This is a genomic window from Amycolatopsis sp. NPDC058278, from assembly GCF_042881395.1.
Classification (GTDB): domain Bacteria; phylum Actinomycetota; class Actinomycetes; order Mycobacteriales; family Pseudonocardiaceae; genus Amycolatopsis.
In genome coordinates this window covers 18,875-35,186 of record NZ_JBHVXZ010000005.1, presented here as the reverse complement: position 1 = coordinate 35,186, position 16,312 = coordinate 18,875, and the positions used below count along the sequence as shown (strand labels likewise).

14 protein-coding genes and 1 pseudogene are annotated in these 16,312 nt (G+C 73.1%); 4 read left to right on the top strand and 11 right to left on the bottom strand.

Going from position 1 to position 16,312, the window contains the following annotated elements; all coding sequences use genetic code 11:
• Window positions 1-9 precede the first annotated feature (9 nt).
• The 5 genes from ACFVYA_RS03665 to pknB all read right to left on the bottom strand — a co-directional run bounded on the left by ACFVYA_RS03665 (window position 10) and on the right by pknB (window position 6,137).
• Window positions 10-1,326, bottom strand: coding sequence for a wax ester/triacylglycerol synthase family O-acyltransferase (locus ACFVYA_RS03665; protein ID WP_387042009.1), 1,317 nt, complete (start codon window positions 1,324-1,326; stop codon window positions 10-12).
• A 186-nt stretch (window positions 1,327-1,512) separates the two neighbouring features.
• Complete coding sequence (locus ACFVYA_RS03660; RefSeq protein WP_285989580.1) at window positions 1,513-2,214, bottom strand: hypothetical protein; 702 nt, start codon at window positions 2,212-2,214, stop codon at window positions 1,513-1,515.
• A 138-nt stretch (window positions 2,215-2,352) separates the two neighbouring features.
• Window positions 2,353-3,858, bottom strand: a complete 1,506-nt coding sequence (locus ACFVYA_RS03655) for a flotillin family protein (protein ID WP_285989581.1) — start codon at window positions 3,856-3,858, stop codon at window positions 2,353-2,355.
• 57 nt (window positions 3,859-3,915) lie between these two features.
• Window positions 3,916-4,125 carry a hypothetical protein gene (locus ACFVYA_RS03650; RefSeq protein WP_013224191.1) on the bottom strand — a complete coding sequence of 70 codons (210 nt, stop codon included), beginning with the start codon at window positions 4,123-4,125 and terminating at the stop codon, window positions 3,916-3,918.
• On the bottom strand, window positions 4,122-6,137 hold the full coding sequence (gene pknB, locus ACFVYA_RS03645; protein WP_387042004.1) for a Stk1 family PASTA domain-containing Ser/Thr kinase: 2,016 nt from the start codon (window positions 6,135-6,137) through the stop codon (window positions 4,122-4,124). The genes ACFVYA_RS03650 and pknB overlap by 4 nt, the downstream gene beginning before the upstream one ends.
• Before the next feature lie 103 nt (window positions 6,138-6,240).
• On the opposite strand from pknB, the gene ACFVYA_RS03640 reads away from it, so the two are divergent.
• Window positions 6,241-6,609 carry an Rv2175c family DNA-binding protein gene (locus ACFVYA_RS03640; protein ID WP_285989583.1) on the top strand — a complete coding sequence of 123 codons (369 nt, stop codon included), beginning with the start codon at window positions 6,241-6,243 and terminating at the stop codon, window positions 6,607-6,609.
• Between the two features lie 207 nt (window positions 6,610-6,816).
• On the opposite strand, the pseudogene ACFVYA_RS03635 reads toward ACFVYA_RS03640, so the two are convergent.
• Window positions 6,817-7,758: pseudogene (locus ACFVYA_RS03635) on the bottom strand (MFS transporter); the annotation flags it as partial.
• Between the two features lie 22 nt (window positions 7,759-7,780).
• Between ACFVYA_RS03635 and ACFVYA_RS03630 the strand changes: the two are divergent.
• Window positions 7,781-8,302: a CGNR zinc finger domain-containing protein gene (locus ACFVYA_RS03630; RefSeq protein WP_387042001.1), complete on the top strand. Its 522-nt coding sequence runs from the start codon at window positions 7,781-7,783 to the stop codon at window positions 8,300-8,302.
• Window positions 8,303-8,306: 4 nt separating this feature from the next.
• On the opposite strand, the gene ACFVYA_RS03625 is transcribed toward ACFVYA_RS03630, so the two are convergent.
• The 5 genes from ACFVYA_RS03625 to merB are packed head-to-tail and all read right to left on the bottom strand — an operon-like array spanning window position 8,307 to window position 13,321.
• Window positions 8,307-9,086, bottom strand: a complete 780-nt coding sequence (locus ACFVYA_RS03625) for an LLM class F420-dependent oxidoreductase (RefSeq protein WP_387041999.1) — start codon at window positions 9,084-9,086, stop codon at window positions 8,307-8,309.
• Complete coding sequence (locus tag ACFVYA_RS03620) at window positions 9,083-10,009, bottom strand: phytoene/squalene synthase family protein (protein WP_387041997.1); 927 nt, start codon at window positions 10,007-10,009, stop codon at window positions 9,083-9,085. Before ACFVYA_RS03620 ends, ACFVYA_RS03625 begins: the two co-directional genes overlap by 4 nt.
• The gene (gene crtI / locus ACFVYA_RS03615; RefSeq protein ID WP_387041994.1) at window positions 10,006-11,478 is read right to left on the bottom strand and encodes a phytoene desaturase family protein; all 1,473 of its coding nucleotides are present in this window, start codon (window positions 11,476-11,478) and stop codon (window positions 10,006-10,008) included. The genes ACFVYA_RS03620 and crtI overlap by 4 nt, the downstream gene beginning before the upstream one ends.
• A gap of 1 nt (window position 11,479) precedes the next feature.
• Window positions 11,480-12,571 (bottom strand): polyprenyl synthetase family protein, encoded by a 1,092-nt coding sequence (locus ACFVYA_RS03610; protein WP_387041991.1) that lies wholly within the window; start codon window positions 12,569-12,571, stop codon window positions 11,480-11,482.
• A 60-nt stretch (window positions 12,572-12,631) separates the two neighbouring features.
• Complete coding sequence (gene merB, locus ACFVYA_RS03605) at window positions 12,632-13,321, bottom strand: organomercurial lyase (RefSeq protein WP_387041988.1); 690 nt, start codon at window positions 13,319-13,321, stop codon at window positions 12,632-12,634.
• A 95-nt stretch (window positions 13,322-13,416) separates the two neighbouring features.
• Between merB and metF the strand changes: the two genes are divergently transcribed.
• Both metF and ACFVYA_RS03595 read left to right on the top strand, forming a co-directional pair.
• The gene (gene metF, locus ACFVYA_RS03600; protein WP_387041985.1) at window positions 13,417-14,301 is read left to right on the top strand and encodes a methylenetetrahydrofolate reductase [NAD(P)H]; all 885 of its coding nucleotides are present in this window, start codon (window positions 13,417-13,419) and stop codon (window positions 14,299-14,301) included.
• Window positions 14,302-14,387: 86 nt separating this feature from the next.
• Complete coding sequence (locus ACFVYA_RS03595) at window positions 14,388-16,076, top strand: DUF885 domain-containing protein (RefSeq protein ID WP_387041982.1); 1,689 nt, start codon at window positions 14,388-14,390, stop codon at window positions 16,074-16,076.
• Window positions 16,077-16,312: the final 236 nt, after the last annotated feature.

Genomic DNA, 16,312 nt, shown 5'->3' with positions numbered 1-16,312 from the left:
GGAGCACCGTCAGGAGGCGTCGAGCAGCCGGGCCGCGGACTTCAGGACCGCGTCCCGCAGCGAGCCGACGTCCGGCACCGCCGCGCCGTTGGCCTGCAGTCCGATGTGGACCGAATCCCGGTACGTCGCGACCGCGATGCCGACCGCGTGGCGCGGGGCCAGCGGCACGAACGGGTAGACCTCCGCCATCCGGGCGCCGTCGAGGGACAGGCGGGCCGGGGGCACCGGGACCGTGGTGATCACCAGGTCGAACAGCATCGGCGCGGCCTGGCCCGCCGTGCGGGCGCCCAGGCGGTGCAGCAGCGGCGGGACGCGGCCGGCCAGCAGCGGCAGCGCGCCGGCGCCGCGGCTCGGGCCCGCCGCCTTGTTGCGGGTCATCGCCCGGCGGACCACCCGCAGCCGCTCGACCGGGTCGTCCTCGCCGACCGGCAGGTCGCACAGGTATCCCGAGAGCTTGTTGCCGCCGAGCTGCGCACCGGCCCGGCCGCGCACGCTCACCGGGATCAGCGCGCGCAGCGTGCGGCCGTCGGCACGCTGCCCGCGGTTCACCAGCCACTCGCGCAGGGCCCCCGCCAGCACCGCCAGCACGACGTCGTTGGTCGTCCCGCCGTGGGCGCGGCGCACCTGGCGCAGCTCGGCCAGCGGCAGCCGGACGAACCCGAGGCGCCGCTCGGCCGACGGCGGGGCCGACACCGGCGAGAGCGGCGGGCGGGCGGCCCGCACCAGCGACGACGCGATCCCGGCGGCCTCGTGCGCCTGGCCCCACGCCGTGCCCAGCGCGCCCTTCACCGTGTCCAAAGTGGAGCGCGGCGAGGGGATCGGGTGGGCCGGCGCGGAGGTGCGTTCCGGCGGCCTGACGCCGTCGAGCAGCCCGGCCGCGACCGCGTACGCGCCGGCGCCGTCGGTCAGCGCGTGGTGCAGTTTCAGCAGCAGCGCGAACTTCCCGGCCGGCAGCCCGGTGACCAGGGTGAGGTCCCACAGCGGCCGGGAGGTGTCGAGCGGCTCGGCGATCCACCGCGACGCGTACGCGGCCAGCGGGTCCGGCTCGTACAAGGAACTCAACACGACGTGGTGAATGTGGTCGCCCGCAACAAATCCCGGGTCGTCGGCCCAGCTGGCCGAGCCCGGCGGGAACAGTTCCGCGCGCGCCCGCTGGCGCAGTTTCGGCAACCGGATGGCCCGCTGCGCGAGCAACGCCGTCAACGCGGCCGGTTCGACCGGGCCGCGGGCGGTGAAGGTGACCACCGCCCCCATGTGCATCGGAGTGGTTTCGCTTTCCAGGCACAGAAAAGCGACGTCGAGTGCGCTGAGCGGCGAGCCTGCCATGGGCGACCTTTCCGGGTTCGCGGGGGGCGCACGGCCACGTGCGTCGGAAGGGAAGGAACCCACTGCACCAGCCCGACGTGACGGCCGGGTGGTCGAAGTGTTTCCACCACGCTAACGAGCGACCCCGTTCATCCATTCGAGATACCCCGGGCCGCGGTGCCCGGGCTCACAGAACGAGAAAGGGATTCATTCCCCCGGCGCAGGGCGGGGTTCTTCCGCCCGGGCGACCGGCGTCCCCCAATCGGGGGTGAGCGCGACCTGCTTGCCGACGCGGCGCACCGGCAGGCCGTTCACCTGGCGCCGGCCGAGCCCCGGCCAGATCTCCGCGGCGTCCTTCGCCGCGGACCGGATCGCGCCGCCGTCGAGCGTCGTGCGGGTTTCCGGGATCTCCCGCTCCGTCCACTGCACGACCAGCTTCAGCGGGCCGGCCGAGGGCAGCGGCCACAGGAACACCTCGTGCTCGACGGCGAACCGCGTGCCGCCGACCGGCTGGGCTCGCAGCACCGGGGCCTCCGGTTCGGACGCGGACGGCACCGAGATCGTCTCGGAGCTCGCCCGGCTGCCGTCGGCGTAGAGCACGCCGATCAGCAGCCCGTTGTAGTCGGGCTTGCGCCGGTGGTCGATCAGCCCCTCGGCGGGGTCCTCGACCAGGCTGTCCCGGGAGTACACCGTGACGCGCAGTGTCACCGCCTCCGGCCACACCTCGATGATCCGCAGCGCGACCACCGTGCGCTCGGACCGGCCCAGCGGCTGCGCCCACGGCAGCACGGCCGGGACGATGTGCTCGCGCGGGGGATCGGTCCAGTGCCGTCCGCTGAACGCGTAAAGCTCCTGCTCCGGAACGGGGAACAGGGGACGCTCACGGGGACCGCCGGTGAAGAAGCTCATCGGACGGCCCGCGAAGCACGGTCCGGCACCATGCGCCCACGGTAGGACAAGCGAGCGGGAATTTCCGCCCCCGAACGGGGGTACGGCCCCTGCGGCCCGTGATCCGGGACACAGAGGCCGTACGCAGAGCGTGATGGATCAGTCGCTGAGCTTCAGTTCGCCGTTGCGCCGGGCGGACTCGTCGAGCTCCTTCTCGGCCGGCTTGCCCATGGCGTCCATCAGCTGCCGGGCCAGGCCGAGACCGGTCCCGCCGAGCGACAGCGCCTTGGCGAACATGTCGGACATGCCGTCGGCGCCGTTGAGCACGACCATGTGGTCGATGTTGCCGAACGCGCTCGCGCCCGCCTCGACGATCTCCGGCCAGCGTTCGGCCAGCTGCTGCGCGACGACGGCTTCCTGGTTCTCCGCCAGCGCCGCCGCCCGCGCCTTGATCGCGTCCGCCTCGGCCAGGCCCTTCGCCCTGGCCGACTCCGCTTCGGCGAGCCCCTTCGCCTTCGCGGCTTCCGCCTCCGCCAGGCCGCGGGCCTTGGCCGCGGCGGCTTCGGCCTCACCGGTCGCCCGGGTCGCGCCCGCCATCGCCTCGGCACGGGCCTTCGTGGCCTGGGCCTCGGCCTCGGCGGCCGTCTTCACGCGGGTCGCGTCCGCCGCGGCCCGCAGCTCCGTCTCCCTCGCCTCGGCCTGGGCCTTGGCGATCGAAGCGTCACGGGCGGCGTCGGCCGTGGTCCGCGTGTCGTAGGCCTTCGCGTCGGCCGGCTTGCGGACCTGCGACTGCAGCCGCTGCTCGGCCAGCGCCGCCTCCAGCTCGGCGGCCCGGGTCTCCTGGACGACGACCTCCTGGCGCGCGGTCGCCTCGGCGAGCGGGCCCGACTGCGACGCCTTCGCCCGCGCCTGGTCGACCTCGGCCTGGTAGCCGGCCTGCTGGATCTGGCTTTCCCGGACCGCGGCGGCCTTCTTCGCGGCCGAGACCTGCTCGACCTCGGCGGCTTCCTGGTCGCGCTGCGCCTCGGCGATCCGGGCCGACGCGGCGATCGCGGCGGCGTGCGGCTTGCCGAGGTTGTTGATGTAGCCGGACTCGTCGTCGATCTCCTGGATCTGCAGCGAGTCGACGATCAGCCCCAGCTTGATCATCTCGGTGGCCGAGGACTGGCGCACCTCGCCGGTGAGCGCGTCCCGGTTGTGGATCATCTCCTCGATGGTCAGCCCGCCCACGATCGAGCGCAGGTGCCCGGAGAACAGCTCGTGGATCGTGTCGTTCATGCCCTTCTGCTGGTCCAGGAACCGGCGGGCGGCGTTGGCGATCGAGGCGAAGTCGTCCCCGACCTTGTAGATGACGACGGCCCGCACGGTGACCGGCAGCCCCTGCTTGGTGACGCAGGAGACCTGCAGGTTGACGCCGCGGGTGTCCAGCGACAGCCGGCGGGCGGTCTGGAACCCGGGGATGACGTTCACCCCGCGGCCGGTGATGATCTTGAAGCCCAGGCTGTCCGCGGTGTCCGCGCGGTCGACGCGGACCCCCAGCCCGGAGATGATCAGCGCCTCGTTCGGTTCGGCCACTTTGTACAGCAGGCGCAGGATCCCGAAGACGACGATCAGCACGGCGATGACGCCACCGGCGGAAACCAGCAGGATTTCCACGAGGCTCATGGCACCGACCCCCTCGCTCTTTTCTGTTGTGCGTGTGTTGGTGCCTCTTCCACGCCGTCAGCGGCTCAGGGGTTGCCACCGTTCGACATAAACCGTGCGCGGGGGCTCGAAGTCGACCACCAGCACCTGCGTGCCCGACTTGAACGTCTCCTCCGGGTCGGCCGGGTACGCGTAGAACGCCTCCGTGCCGCCCCGGACGTTCAGGAGCACCTCGCCGATGAGACCGGGGCCGATCGTGCCCGTCACGCGGCCCCGGCTGCCGATCATCCCCCGAAGCCCTTCAGCTTGACCTTGGAGTTCTTCGCCACGAACGTGCCCGGCTGCGGGTCCTGCTCGAAGACGAAGTCGAACCCGCCGCCGTTGCCGCGGCCGCGGCCGCCGTCACGATCGGCCTTCAGCCCGGCCTGCTCGAGGATCTTCTGCGCGTCGCCGAACGAACGGAACCGCACGTCCGGCACCTGGACGGCGTTGTTGAAGAACACGCCGATCCGCTTCGCCTTCGGCTGCGTGTTCGCCGGCGGGTCGGTGCGGGTGACGGCGCCGCCCGGGACGTCCTGCTTGAACTCCTCGCCCGCCTGGAACGGCTCGAACCCGGCCTGCTGCAGCAGCTTGAACGCGTCGTCCTTGGACTGGCCGGTGACGTCCGGGACCGGCGGCAGCGGGATCGGGCCCTTCGACACGATGATCGTGACCTGGCCGCCGATGGTCAGCTGGCTGCCCGCCGCCGGCGTCGTGCGGATGACCGCACCCTGCGGGACCTCGGCGTCGAAGTCGTCGGCGCCGCGCACCGGCGTCAGCTGGGCCGCCTTGATCGCCTGCTGGGCGTCGGGCAGCGCGGTGCCCGGCCGGATGTCCGGCACCTGCGGGCGGCCCTTCGACAGCACCACCGAGACCGTCTCGTTCGGCGAGAGCGACGTGCCCTCGGCCGGGTCGGCGCGCAGCACGGTGTTCGACGGCGCCGTGTTGTCGTACTCCTGGCTGAACCGCGGGTTCAGCTTCACCGCCCGCAGCGCGTCGCCGGCGGCGGCCTGGTTCAGCCCGACGAGCCGCGGCACCCGCGCGGTCTTGTCGCCGCCGGTGTCGGTGAGGATGAAGGCGAACGCCCCGATCAGCCCGCCGAGCAGCAGCACCGCGGCCGCGATCACGAGGATCCGCTTGCGGTTGTCCCGCGGCTTCTCCGGCTCGGGCCGGCTGCGCTGCCGCGGCGGCGGCGGGGTGAGCGACGGCGGGGCCGCCGGCAGCGGAGGTGCGGTGTGGCTCAGCGCCCGTGTCGCGTTCGGACGGTGCACCGGCATCGTCTTCGCGGTGTCCGGCACCTGCGGGATCCGCGGCAGCGTGCGCTCGGTGTCGGCGAGGTCGCCCTGGCCGTGGGACACCGGGATCGGCACGGTCACCGGCAGCAGCCCCAGCTGGGCGCGCACCGCGGTCAGCTCGGTGAGGAACTCCCCGGCGTCGGCCGGGCGCAGGTGCGGGTCCCGCCGCGTCGCGCGCACGACCAGGTCGTCGAGCGCCGGCGGCAGGTCCGGGCGCAGCTCGCTCGGCCGCGGCACGTCGTCGTTCACGTGCCGGTAGGCCACCGAGATGGCCGTGTCGCCGGTGTAGGGCACCCGGCCGGTCAGCATTTCGTAGAGCAGGATCCCGGCCGAGTAGACGTCGCCGCGCGAGGACGCCGCGCCGGTCGCGACCTGCTCGGGGGAGAGGTAGGCGACCGTGCCGAGGATGACGCTCGAACTGGTCGTGCCCGCGCTCGCCACGGCCCGCACCAGGCCGAAGTCCGCGACCTTCACCGCCCCGCCGGTCTGCTGCCCGACCCGGCCGATCAGCACGTTCTCCGGCTTCACGTCCCGGTGCACCAGGCCGGCCCGGTGCGCGGCGGCCAGCGCCGAGAGCACGGGCTCGGCGACGCTCAGCGCCAGCGCGACGTCCAGCGAGCCGTGGTCGTCCAGCAGGTCGCGCAGCGTCCCGCCGTCGACCAGCTCCATCACCAGGAACGCCAGGCCAGACTCCGCACCCTGGGGCAGGTCGAAGCCCTGGTCGTGCACCGCCACGACGTGCGGGTGGTGCAGCTGCGCCGCGGACTGCGCCTCCCGCACGAACCGGTCCACGAACGACCGGTCGTCGGCGAAGCGCGGGTCCATGATCTTGATCGCGACCGGACGGTCCAGCCGGGTGTCCGTCCCCCGATAGACGGAAGACATTCCGCCGTGGGCGAGCAGCCGGTCCACCCGGTAGCGCCGCTCCAAAAGCGTGCCGACCAGGCTGGGTTGGGTGCGTGTCACGAGTATGGATCGTACGGAACCGCGCACGCCTCGTGGAGGAGACCTCGCGGGTCACCCATGCGCACTAGCGGGTGAGGGGACGGAATGTGGCACAGTGTCACCTGTGAGTGGGATTCCTGTCGCCGAAGACGTCCTCGACGCCGCCATCGCGGTCCTTCCGCTGCCGGAGGTGGCGACCGCCCTCGGGACGTCGACAAACAAGGTCCGGCAGATGCTGCGCGACGGGCAGCTGATCGCGCTGAAGCGCGGCGGTGAACTGTGCGTGCCCAGCGACTTCTTCGTGCGGGACGGCGTCGTCAAGGGGCTGACCGGGACGATCACCGTGCTCGCCGACTCCGGGTTCTCCCGGACCGAGATGCTGCGGTGGCTGTTCACCGAGGACGACACGCTGCCCGGGAACATGCCCATCAAAGCGCTGCGGACCAGCCACGGCACCGAGGTCAAGCGGCGCGCGCAGGCCATGGCGTTCTGACCTGCAGCTCTTTCGGGGGTCCGGGTGGCGGAGCCCCCGGCCCGGGGCGAAGTCCCGGATGTCACTGGTGAAAGAGGTTGTCGCCGCGAGGAGCTGAACGGCCGCCGCCGTCACCAGGCACGCGGGCAGCGACCACGCGCCCAAGGGACCGGCGACGGCCGCGCCCGCGGCCAGTCCCGTGATCTTCACGCTCGCTGCGGTCGTGAACACCTGCGCGCGGACGTGCTCCGGTGCCTCCCGGTGGCGGATCGCGAACAACGCCGTGAGCTGCGGACCTTCGGCGAATCCGGCCAGCACGGCCGCGATGACGACGCCGTGCCCGCTCGCGGCGACGAGGCAGCTCGCCGCCAGGAGGAGCGTGCTCAGCCCGACGATCCGGTCGGGGGCCCACGGCAGCGGTTTCTTCGCGAGGACGGCGTTGGCCAGCAGGGACGCCACCGCCAGGACGGTGAGCAGCAGGGCGCCGTCCGCCGGGCCGCGCAGGTGCGCCGCGCCCAGCAGCGGGTAACACACGGTGACCATGCCGATCCCGGCGCAGGAGATCGTCGAGGCGACGGTCGCGCGCCGCAGCGGTGCGTTGCGGACCACAACCCTGAAGCCGTCCTTGAGACGGGTCTTCCGGGGCGTCCGCTTCGGCAGGGACCACGCCACCGGGAGAGCCGCGGCGACCAGGCCGACCGCGGCCACGAGCCCGGCCGGACCGCCGAGGAGCCCGGCCAGCCCGGGCCCGGCGAGCGCGGCGGCGGTGAACGTCATGGCGTCGAGGCGGCTGGCCTTCGGCAGGGCGGGCCCGGCGACCGCGGGCAGCTGCGCGGTCCAGCCACCGGCGATGGCCGGGTTGAGCAGGCCGGTCACGACCGCCACGGCAACGACGGCTTCCAGCGGCAGGCGGCCGAACACGGCGGTGACCAGCGCGATCCCGCCCGCGTAGCCGCCGAGGGCGACGGCGAGCAGCCGTCCCGGGGTCGCGCTGCGGTCCAGCAGGGCGCCGAACACCGGTCCGCCCACGGCGGCGGCCGCGGTCAGCCCGGCGAGCAGTGCCGCGCCGGCGTGCGGGCCTGCGGTCATCCCGAGCAGCAGCAGCGCGGGCCCGGACAGCTCGTCGCCGGTCCGGGCGAGCGTGGCACCGAGGAGGTAACGCCTTATCATTGGCAAGACGTTACAATGAGGAATGGCCTTTCCGCACCGGGATTCCGTGCAGCGCGCGGTGGATCTGCTGAACGTGTTGCTGGTTCCGGCCCCCGACCCGGCCTCGGTGGCGCGGGTGCTGCGCGATCACGGTGAACCGGAGCTCTCGCTGTCCCCGGAAGACGTCGCGGAACTACGCGCGGCGGCCCTGGAGCTGCGCGAGGTCTTCGCGGCGCCTGACGTGGCTTCGGCGGCTTCGGTGCTCAACGGGTTGTTCGCGGCGTACGCGGGCCCACCGCGCCTGACCGACCACGAAGAGGGCTACGGCTGGCACCTGCACGCGGACGCCGCCGACGACGGGCCATGGGGCGCGTGGCTGGTGACGTCGTCGGCGCTGGGCCTGGCAGCGCTGCTGGCGGAGCGCCAGGGAGTGCCGGGCGGGCTGTGCGCGGCACCGACGTGCGGCAAGCCGTTCGCGCACACGGGCGGCGGCAGCCCGCGCAGGTATTGCTCGCCCCGGTGCGCGACGCGCGAACGCGTCGCCGCACACCGGGCGCGATCGTGAAAGCTCAGCCCTGGGTCTTGTCGCGCCAGGCGATCCAGGACTTGAGGGCGTCGAGGTCGTAGTCCGGGCCGCCCACGCCCACCGTGAACGTCGTGACGCCCAGCTCCAGCAGCTTCGGGCCCAGCTCGTCCGGCTCGCCCTGGACGCCGCAGGAGCGCTCGATCTCGGCCGGGTCGCGGCCGACGTCCGCGCAGTGCTGGTCGAGGATCTTGACCTTGCGGCCGACGACCTCCGGGTCGCCGAAGCCGTGCCAGATGTCGCCGTGCTTGGCCACGAGGCGCAGTGTCTTCTTTTCGCCCCCGCCGCCGATCAGGACCGGGATCTTGCGGGTCGGCGCCGGGTTCAGCTTGGCCAGGCGCGACTCGATGCGCGGCAGGGACTCCGCCAGGTCGTCGAGCCGGCCGCCCGCGGTGCCGAACTCGTAGCCGTACTCGTCGTAGTCCTTCTCGAACCAGCCGGAGCCGATGCCGAGGATGAGCCGGCCGCCGGAGATGTGGTCGACCGTGCGGGCCATGTCGGCGAGCAGCTCGGGGTTGCGGTAGCTGTTGCAGGTGACGAGCGCGCCGATCTCCACCCGGGACGTCGACTCCGCCCACGCGCCGAGCATCGTCCAGCACTCGAAGTGCATGCCTTCGGGGTCGCCGTAGAGCGGGTAGAAGTGGTCCCAGTTGAAAACGATGTCGGCGCCGAGGTCTTCGGCGGCCGACGCGGTGCGCCGGATGCTGTCGTAGTCGGCGTGCTGCGGCTGGAGCTGCAGGCCGATCCGGATGCGTCGTTCGGTCATGATCGCAGCCTACGACCGCGGTCGAACCTCTCGCGCGCCCAGACGGTGGCCAAGGGGGGTAGCGCCACCACCAGCCGCCGCCGCTTCGGCACCACGGCCCGCCGCGTCAGGATGTCGTAATCCATGGCGACGATCTCGTCGAGGATCCCCTCGTACAGCGTCAACGCCGTCCGCGCGCACGGCCGCGATTCGGGACGCAGCAACGCCACGCCCGCTTCGGCCCGCCGGTACACCGCCCGGGTCCGCGCGACGAAGTACGCCAGCGCCGCCCGGATCCGCGGATCGGGCCGCCGCGCCTCGAGCAGCTCACGCGAAACGCCGAACGCGGCCAGCTCCGAAACCGGCAGGTACAGCCGTCCCCGGTCGAGGTCCTCGCCGACGTCGCGCAGGAAGTTCGTCAGCTGGAACGCCTCGCCGAGTGCCACCGCTCCCGGCTCGGCGTCGGCGAGCGGGCCGACCGTGCCGAACACCGGCAGCATCTGCAGCCCGATCACCGCGGCCGAGCCGTACATGTACTCGCCCAGCTCGGCGAAGGTCGCGTACTCGACCGGCGAAAGGTCCATCCGCATGGACTTCAGGAACGCGTCGAACAACTCACGTGAGAGGCCGTAGCGCCGCACAGTGTCCGACAACGCCACGAGCACCGGGTCGTCCGGGGTCCCGCCCGCGAAGACGACGTCGACCAGCTCGCCGACCCGGTCGAGGGACGCCGCCGGGTCGGTGCCCGGCGCCGGGTTGTCGACCAGTTCGTCGGCCATCCGCGCGAATCCGTACAGCGTGTGCGCGGCGGGCCGGGCCCGGGCCGGCAGCAGCCGCGTCGCGAGGAAGAACGTGCGTCCGTAGTGGGCGTTGATGCGCCGGCACTCGGTGTAGGCGGCGCGCAGGCCCGGTTCGGTGATGCCCGCCGCGTCGAGTTCGTTCACCGGCCGGTGATCCTTTCCGCCGCCAGTCGTCCGGAGATGAGCACCGGCGGGATGCCGACGCCGGGGGTGGTGCCGCAGCCGGCCAGCACGACGTTCCCGGCCGCGCGGACCAGGTTCGCCGGCCGGAACGGACCCGTCTGACTGAACGTGTGCGCGAGCGAGAACGGCGTTCCGGCGGTGAGGCCGCGCGCCGCCCAGTCCGCCGGGGTGATCGTCTCGTCGACGGTGAACTCGCCGCCGAAACCGGTCAGCCCGCGCGCCTCCAGCGTGCGAAGCAGCTCTTCGTGGTACGGCCCGCGGATGCGGTCCCAGTCGATCGGGCCGCGGCGGAGGTTCGGCGCGGGCGCGAGCACCGAGACGATCTCACCGCCGCGCCCGGCCAGTCCCGGATCGGTCGCCGTGGGCCGCGTGACCAGCAGCGACGGGTCGCTCATCAGCTTGCCCTCGCGGATGATCTCGGCGAACGTCCGCTCCCAGGCCCCGCCGAAGAAGATCGTGTGGTGGCCGAGGTCCCACTTCTCGCTCGTCCGCCCGTGCAGCACCACGGCCGACGGCGAGTAGCGCAGCGGCAGCGGGCGGCGGGGCCGCGCGCCGAGGAGCCGGTAGGCCGTGCCCAGCTCGGTGGCCAGCACCACGGCGTCGCAGGCGATCCGCTCGCCCGAGCGCGTCCGGACCGCGCGCACCCGCGAATTCACCCGTTCGAGCCACGCCGCTTCGGTGCCGAACCGCACGTCCGCGCCCGCCCGCGCGGCGGCCCCGGTCATCGCGCGGCCGATCTCGCCCATCCCGCCTTCGGGGTAGTGGACACCGCCGACGGTGTCCATGTAGGCGATGACGCCGTACGCGCCGATCGCGCGGGCCGGGTCGAGGCCCGCGTAGAGCGCCTGGAAGGTGAACAGCCGCCGGACCCGCTCGTCCCGCAGGTAGCGGGCGACGCGCGGACCGAGCCTGCCGAACCCGCCCAGCGCGCCGAGCTTCGCCAGCTCGGGGCGGGCCAGGTCGAGCGGCGAGTCGAAGTTCGCCGCCAGGAAGTGGTCCTTCTGCACGGCGTACAGCTCGGTCAGCCAGCGGCGCAGCGCCCGGTAGCCGGCCGCTTCGCGGGCGCCGGCGAAGGCGCGGATTTCGGCCTCCATCGCGTCGCCGTCCGTGCGCAGCGCCAGCGAGCTGCCGTCGGCGAACCGCGCCCGGTACGCCGGGTCGAGCCGGGTCAGACGCAGGTTCTTGGCCAGCGGCTCGCCGACCGCGGCGAACGCTTCTTCGAGGAGCTCCGGCATGGTGAGCACGCTCGCGCCGGTGTCCACGGCGTTGCCGTCGAAGCTCTGCTGCCCGGCCCGCCCGCCCGGGACGTCCGCCTGTTCCAGCAGCGTGACCCGACGTCCGGCGCCGAGCAGGTGCAGGGTCGCCGAAAGCCCGGCCAGCCCCGCTCCGATGACGACGACGTGGTCCGCGGGGCTGTCGATCGTCCGCACGTCAGTACGTCCGCTGGGTGGCCTTGACGACCAGCCCGGTCAGCGCGGCGGGCGCCGGCTCGGCCAGGTGCGCGCGGTCGAGGGCGGCCATCGCCGCCGTCGTCAGCTCGTCGATCCGCCGCTCGACCGCGTCGACCGCGCCGACCTGCTGCAACGCCATCCGGACGGTCTCGACGCCCCCGTCGGACAGGTCCGCGTCGCCGATCGCGTCCGCGATCACCGTGGCCGCGGCCTGCTCGCCCTTCTCCGCCGCGAGCTGCAGGCCGAGGGCGGCGAGCAGGGTGCGCTTGCCCTCGCGCAGGTCGTCACCGGCGGGCTTGCCGGTGACCGAGGGGTCGCCGAAGACGCCCAGCAGGTCGTCGCGCAGCTGGAACGCCACGCCGACCTCGCCGCCGAACTCCAGCAGCGTGGCGATCAGCTCGGCCGACGCCCCGCCGAGCGCGGCGCCCAGGTGCAGCGGCCGCTGCACGGTGTAAGCGGCGGTCTTGAGCCGGTCGATCTTGAGCGCGGCCTCGACGGAGGCGTCCCCGGTGGCCTGCGTGCGGACGTCGAGGTACTGCCCGGCGAGCACCTCGGTGCGCATCGCGCGCCAGGCCGGGCGGGCCGCGGCCAGGGTTTCGGCGGGCAGCGGCGCGTCAGCGAACATGTCGTCCGCCCAGGCCAGCGCCAGGTCGCCGACGAGCACCGCGGTGGCCAGGCCGAACGTGGCGGGGGAGCCGAGCCAGCCACGGTCGGCGTGCAGCTTCGCGCCCGCGATGTGCACGGTCGGGTTGCCGCGGCGGGAGTCGGAGGAGTCGATGAGGTCGTCGTGGATCAGCGCGCACGCCTGGATCAGCTCCAGGCTGGCCACCGCCTGCAGCACGCCCTCGGCGTCCGGGCCGGCCGGGTCGCCGCCCGCGCCGCGCCAGCCCCACCAGGCGAACGTGGGGCGCAAACGCTTGCCACCGCCCAGCACGAACCCGCGCAGCGCGTCGATCCCGGCGGCCACGGTGGGCTCGGTTCCGAGGATCGCGGTGCCCGCCCGATCGAGGAACCCGGCCAGCGCGCGCTCGACGTGGGCGGGCAGGTCACTGTCGGCGGCGGGCGCGTTCATCTCGCCATCCTCGCCGAACCCGCGGGCGCGCGGGCGCGCGGGGCACCCGGATGTGGCGAATCAGACTCCGGCCGCGGCGGCCCAGAACGGACCGGTGAGGCCCGCTTCGGCAAAGTACGCGACGGCGTCGCGCGGTTCGCGCCGCCGGTAGCCGCGCTCCAGCCGGCCCGCGTACCAGCCGCGCGCGAGCCGCCACAGGGTGACCAGGTCGAGCACGGAACCCTTGGCCTGCCCGGTTTCCGCCAGCCAAGCGTCCACACAGGACTCACAGCAGAAGAGGCGCTGGTTCGCGCACGTGTGCAGAACGTCGTCCCACATCCGGGCGGCGGGCACCAGGAAGTGCGCCACCTGAACGCCTTCTGGCGGCACGGTCCGGTTCACGACCAGCGCGTGCGGCTGCCCGCAGCCGGGGCAGCGGGTCGCGACGAGCACCTCCGGCTCGGCGTCGACCAGGTGCGGGATGGCGAACGAATCCCACGCGCAGCCGCCCCACCACAGCGTGCGCGCACCCATCACGGAGAAGCCGAGCGACTTCGCGGCGAAGGGGTGGGCCAGCACGACGTGCTCGCACTCGTCGAGCACCAGGTGGTGGGCGCCGGCGAGGCGGTGCAGGGCCTGCTTCGCGACGGCCAGCGACCCGCCCGCGGCGTCGGCCAGCTCCGGCGCGCCCGGCGCGCGGCCGTGGCGGGCGAAGGCGCGGTAGACCGCGAGGCGCACGTCCTCGTCCCAGCTCGCGTCGTCGTCCCGCACCACCCCAGCCTAATCCTCGAAGGTGACTCGAATGACTGTCCCGCGACGCGGACGGGGGCTCCCGCATGGCGGGCGGCGGCCCTTAACATGCCGGTATGACGTCGGTGATCGAGCGGTTGCGAGGAGACGGGCCGAAGTTCTCCATCGAGTTCTTCCCACCCCGGGACACGGCGGACGAGGCCGTCCTCTGGAAGGCGATCCGGGAGCTCGAGCCGTACGACCCGGCCTACATGTCGATCACCTACGGCGCCGGCGGCTCCAGCCGCGACGGCACGATCCGCAGCATCGCCCGCGTCGCGACCGAGACGACGCTGGTGCCGATGGCGCACCTGACCGCGGTCAACCACTCCGTCGCCGAGCTGCGCAACGTGATCGGCTGGTACGCCTCGGTCGGCGTCCGCAACATCCTCGCGCTGCGCGGCGACCCGCCGGGCGACGTCTACGGCGACTGGATCCCGCACCCGGAGGGCCTGACCTACGCCGAAGAGCTGGTCCAGCTGGTCCGGGAGCTGGGCGACTTCTGCATCGGCGTCTCGGCGTACACCTACGGCCACCCGCGCTCGGCAGACCTGGATTCGGACACGAAGTACCTGGTCCGCAAGCTGCACGCGGGCGCCGACTTCGCGATCGCGCAGCTGTTCCACGACGCCGAGGACTTCCTGCGGCTGCGCGACCGGGTGGCCGCGACCGGCTGCGACGTGCCGGTGCTGCCCGGCGTCATGCCGCTGACCACCATGCGGACGCTGCAGACGACGATCAAGCTGTCCGGCGCCCCGGCGCCCCGCAAGCTCCTGGACCGGCTCGAACCGCTGGCCGACGACCCCAAGGCGTTCCGTGCGGCGGGCATCGACGTCACGACGGAGCTGTGCGAGAAGCTGATCGCCGAGGGCGTGCCGAACCTGCACTTCTACACGTTCAACCGCTCGAAGGCGACGCGCGAGGTGATCGCCCGGCTGGGCCTCGTCCCCGCCCGTGCTTAAGGCTGTGACAACCGGGGCTTCGCCACCCGGACCCCCGAACTGAAGTCCGTACCACCGGGTACACGTGGCCCGGTAGCGTGCGGCGTATGGCTTCTACTGCTTCCGAAGGCGTGCACGAAATCTGTGACCGCTACGTCGACGACTACGTGGCCGCGGACCCGGTCGCGGCGACCGTCCACGGCGTCACCGGCCACGACCACCGGCTGACCGACTACTCGGCGGACGGCTTCGCCGAGCGCGCCGGCCTGGCCGCGCGAGCGCACGCCGCCGTCACCGCCGCCGAGCCGCGGGACGCCGCCGAGCGCGCCGCCAAGGCCGTGTTCACCGAGCGCGTCGGCCTGGAGCTGGAGATCCACGAGGCCGGCCTCGACGTGGCGAACCTGAACGTCATCTCCAGCCCGGTGCAGGACCTGCGGATGGCGTTCGACCTGATGCCGTGCGAGACCGAGCAGGACTGGGCGGTCGTCTCGGCCCGGATCGCCGAGGTGCCCCGGGCACTCGCGAACGTCCGCGGCGGCCTGCTCGCGGCGGCCGACGCGGGGCGCGTCTCGGCGCTGCGGCAGGTCGCGAAGGTGGCGGAGCAGTGCGAGACGTGGGCCGGTCTGAAGGAGGAAAAGGGCTTCTTCACCGCGCTGACCGGCGGCGCGTCCTCGCAGGGAGAAGCCTTGAAGGCGGACCTCGCGCACGGCGCGCGGGCCGCGGACGAGGCGTTCGCGGAGTTCGCCGGGTTCCTGCGGGCCGAGCTGGCGCCGAAGGCCCCGGTCAAGGACGCCGTCGGCGAGGACGTCTACCGCCTGTGGTCGCGCTACTTCGTCGGCGCGGCGCTGGACCTGCGGGAGGCCTACGAGTGGGGCTGGGCGGAGTTCGCCCGGATCGAGGCCGAGATGCGCGCGGTGGCGAACCGGATCAAGCCGGGCGCTTCGCCGGCCGAGGCCGCGGCGGTCCTGGACGCGGACCCGCGGTACCGCGTCCGCGGCCGTGCGGAGTTCGAGGCGTGGATGCAGCGCCTCTCCGACGACGCCCTGAAATCCTTGCGCGGCAAGCACTTCGACATTTCCGACCGCGTGCTGGCCCTGGAGTGCAAGATCGCTCCGCCGGGCGGTGGAGTGGGCGCGTACTACACGCCCCCGAGCGAGGACTTCGCGCGTCCGGGCCGCATGTGGTGGTCCCTGCCGGCGGGCCGCGACGAGTTCAGCACCTGGCGCGAGACGAGCACGGTGTACCACGAGGGAGCACCGGGTCACCACCTCCAGATCGCGACGGCGGTGGACCAGTCGAGCGGGCTGAACAAGTACCAGCGGCTGCTGGCGTTCACCTCGGGCCACGCGGAGGGCTGGGCCCTGTACGCGGAGCGCCTGATGGAGGAACTGGGTTACCTCTCGGACGACGGCGACCTCCTGGGCATGCTGTCGGAGCAGTTGTTCCGCGCGGCCCGCGTGGTGGTGGACCTTGGCATGCACCTGGAGCTGGTGATCCCGGCCGGAACGGGCTTCCACGAAGGCTCGCGGTGGACGCCCGAGCTGGGGCTGGAGTTCATGCTGACCCGCACGATCACGGACCAGGCCCACATCCGCGACGAGATCGACCGGTACCTGGGCTGGCCGGGCCAGGCCCCGGCGTACAAGATCGGCGAGCGCCTCTGGCTGACGGCCCGGTCGGAGGCCCAGGCCCGCGCGGGCGCCGGGTTCGACATCAAGCACTTCCACACGGAGGCGCTGAAGATGGGCGGGATGGGGCTGGACACGCTGCGGGAGCAGCTGGCCACCCTGGACTGACGGCTCACGCCCCGCCGGGTCACCCGGGTCACCCGGGTCACCCGGGTGACCCGGCGGGGCGGCCGGGTGACCCGGCGGGGCGAGAAGCGCGGACAGCTGAGCCGGGGTGAACTTGCCCTCGGCGGACCCCTGGATCTGCTTCACGACCCGCCGGCGGCTGACCTCGCGGATGACGGTGCGGCGACCACGATTTTCGTGAGATCCATGCTCGGCTCCCTGCCGCTCGGACCTCGCGG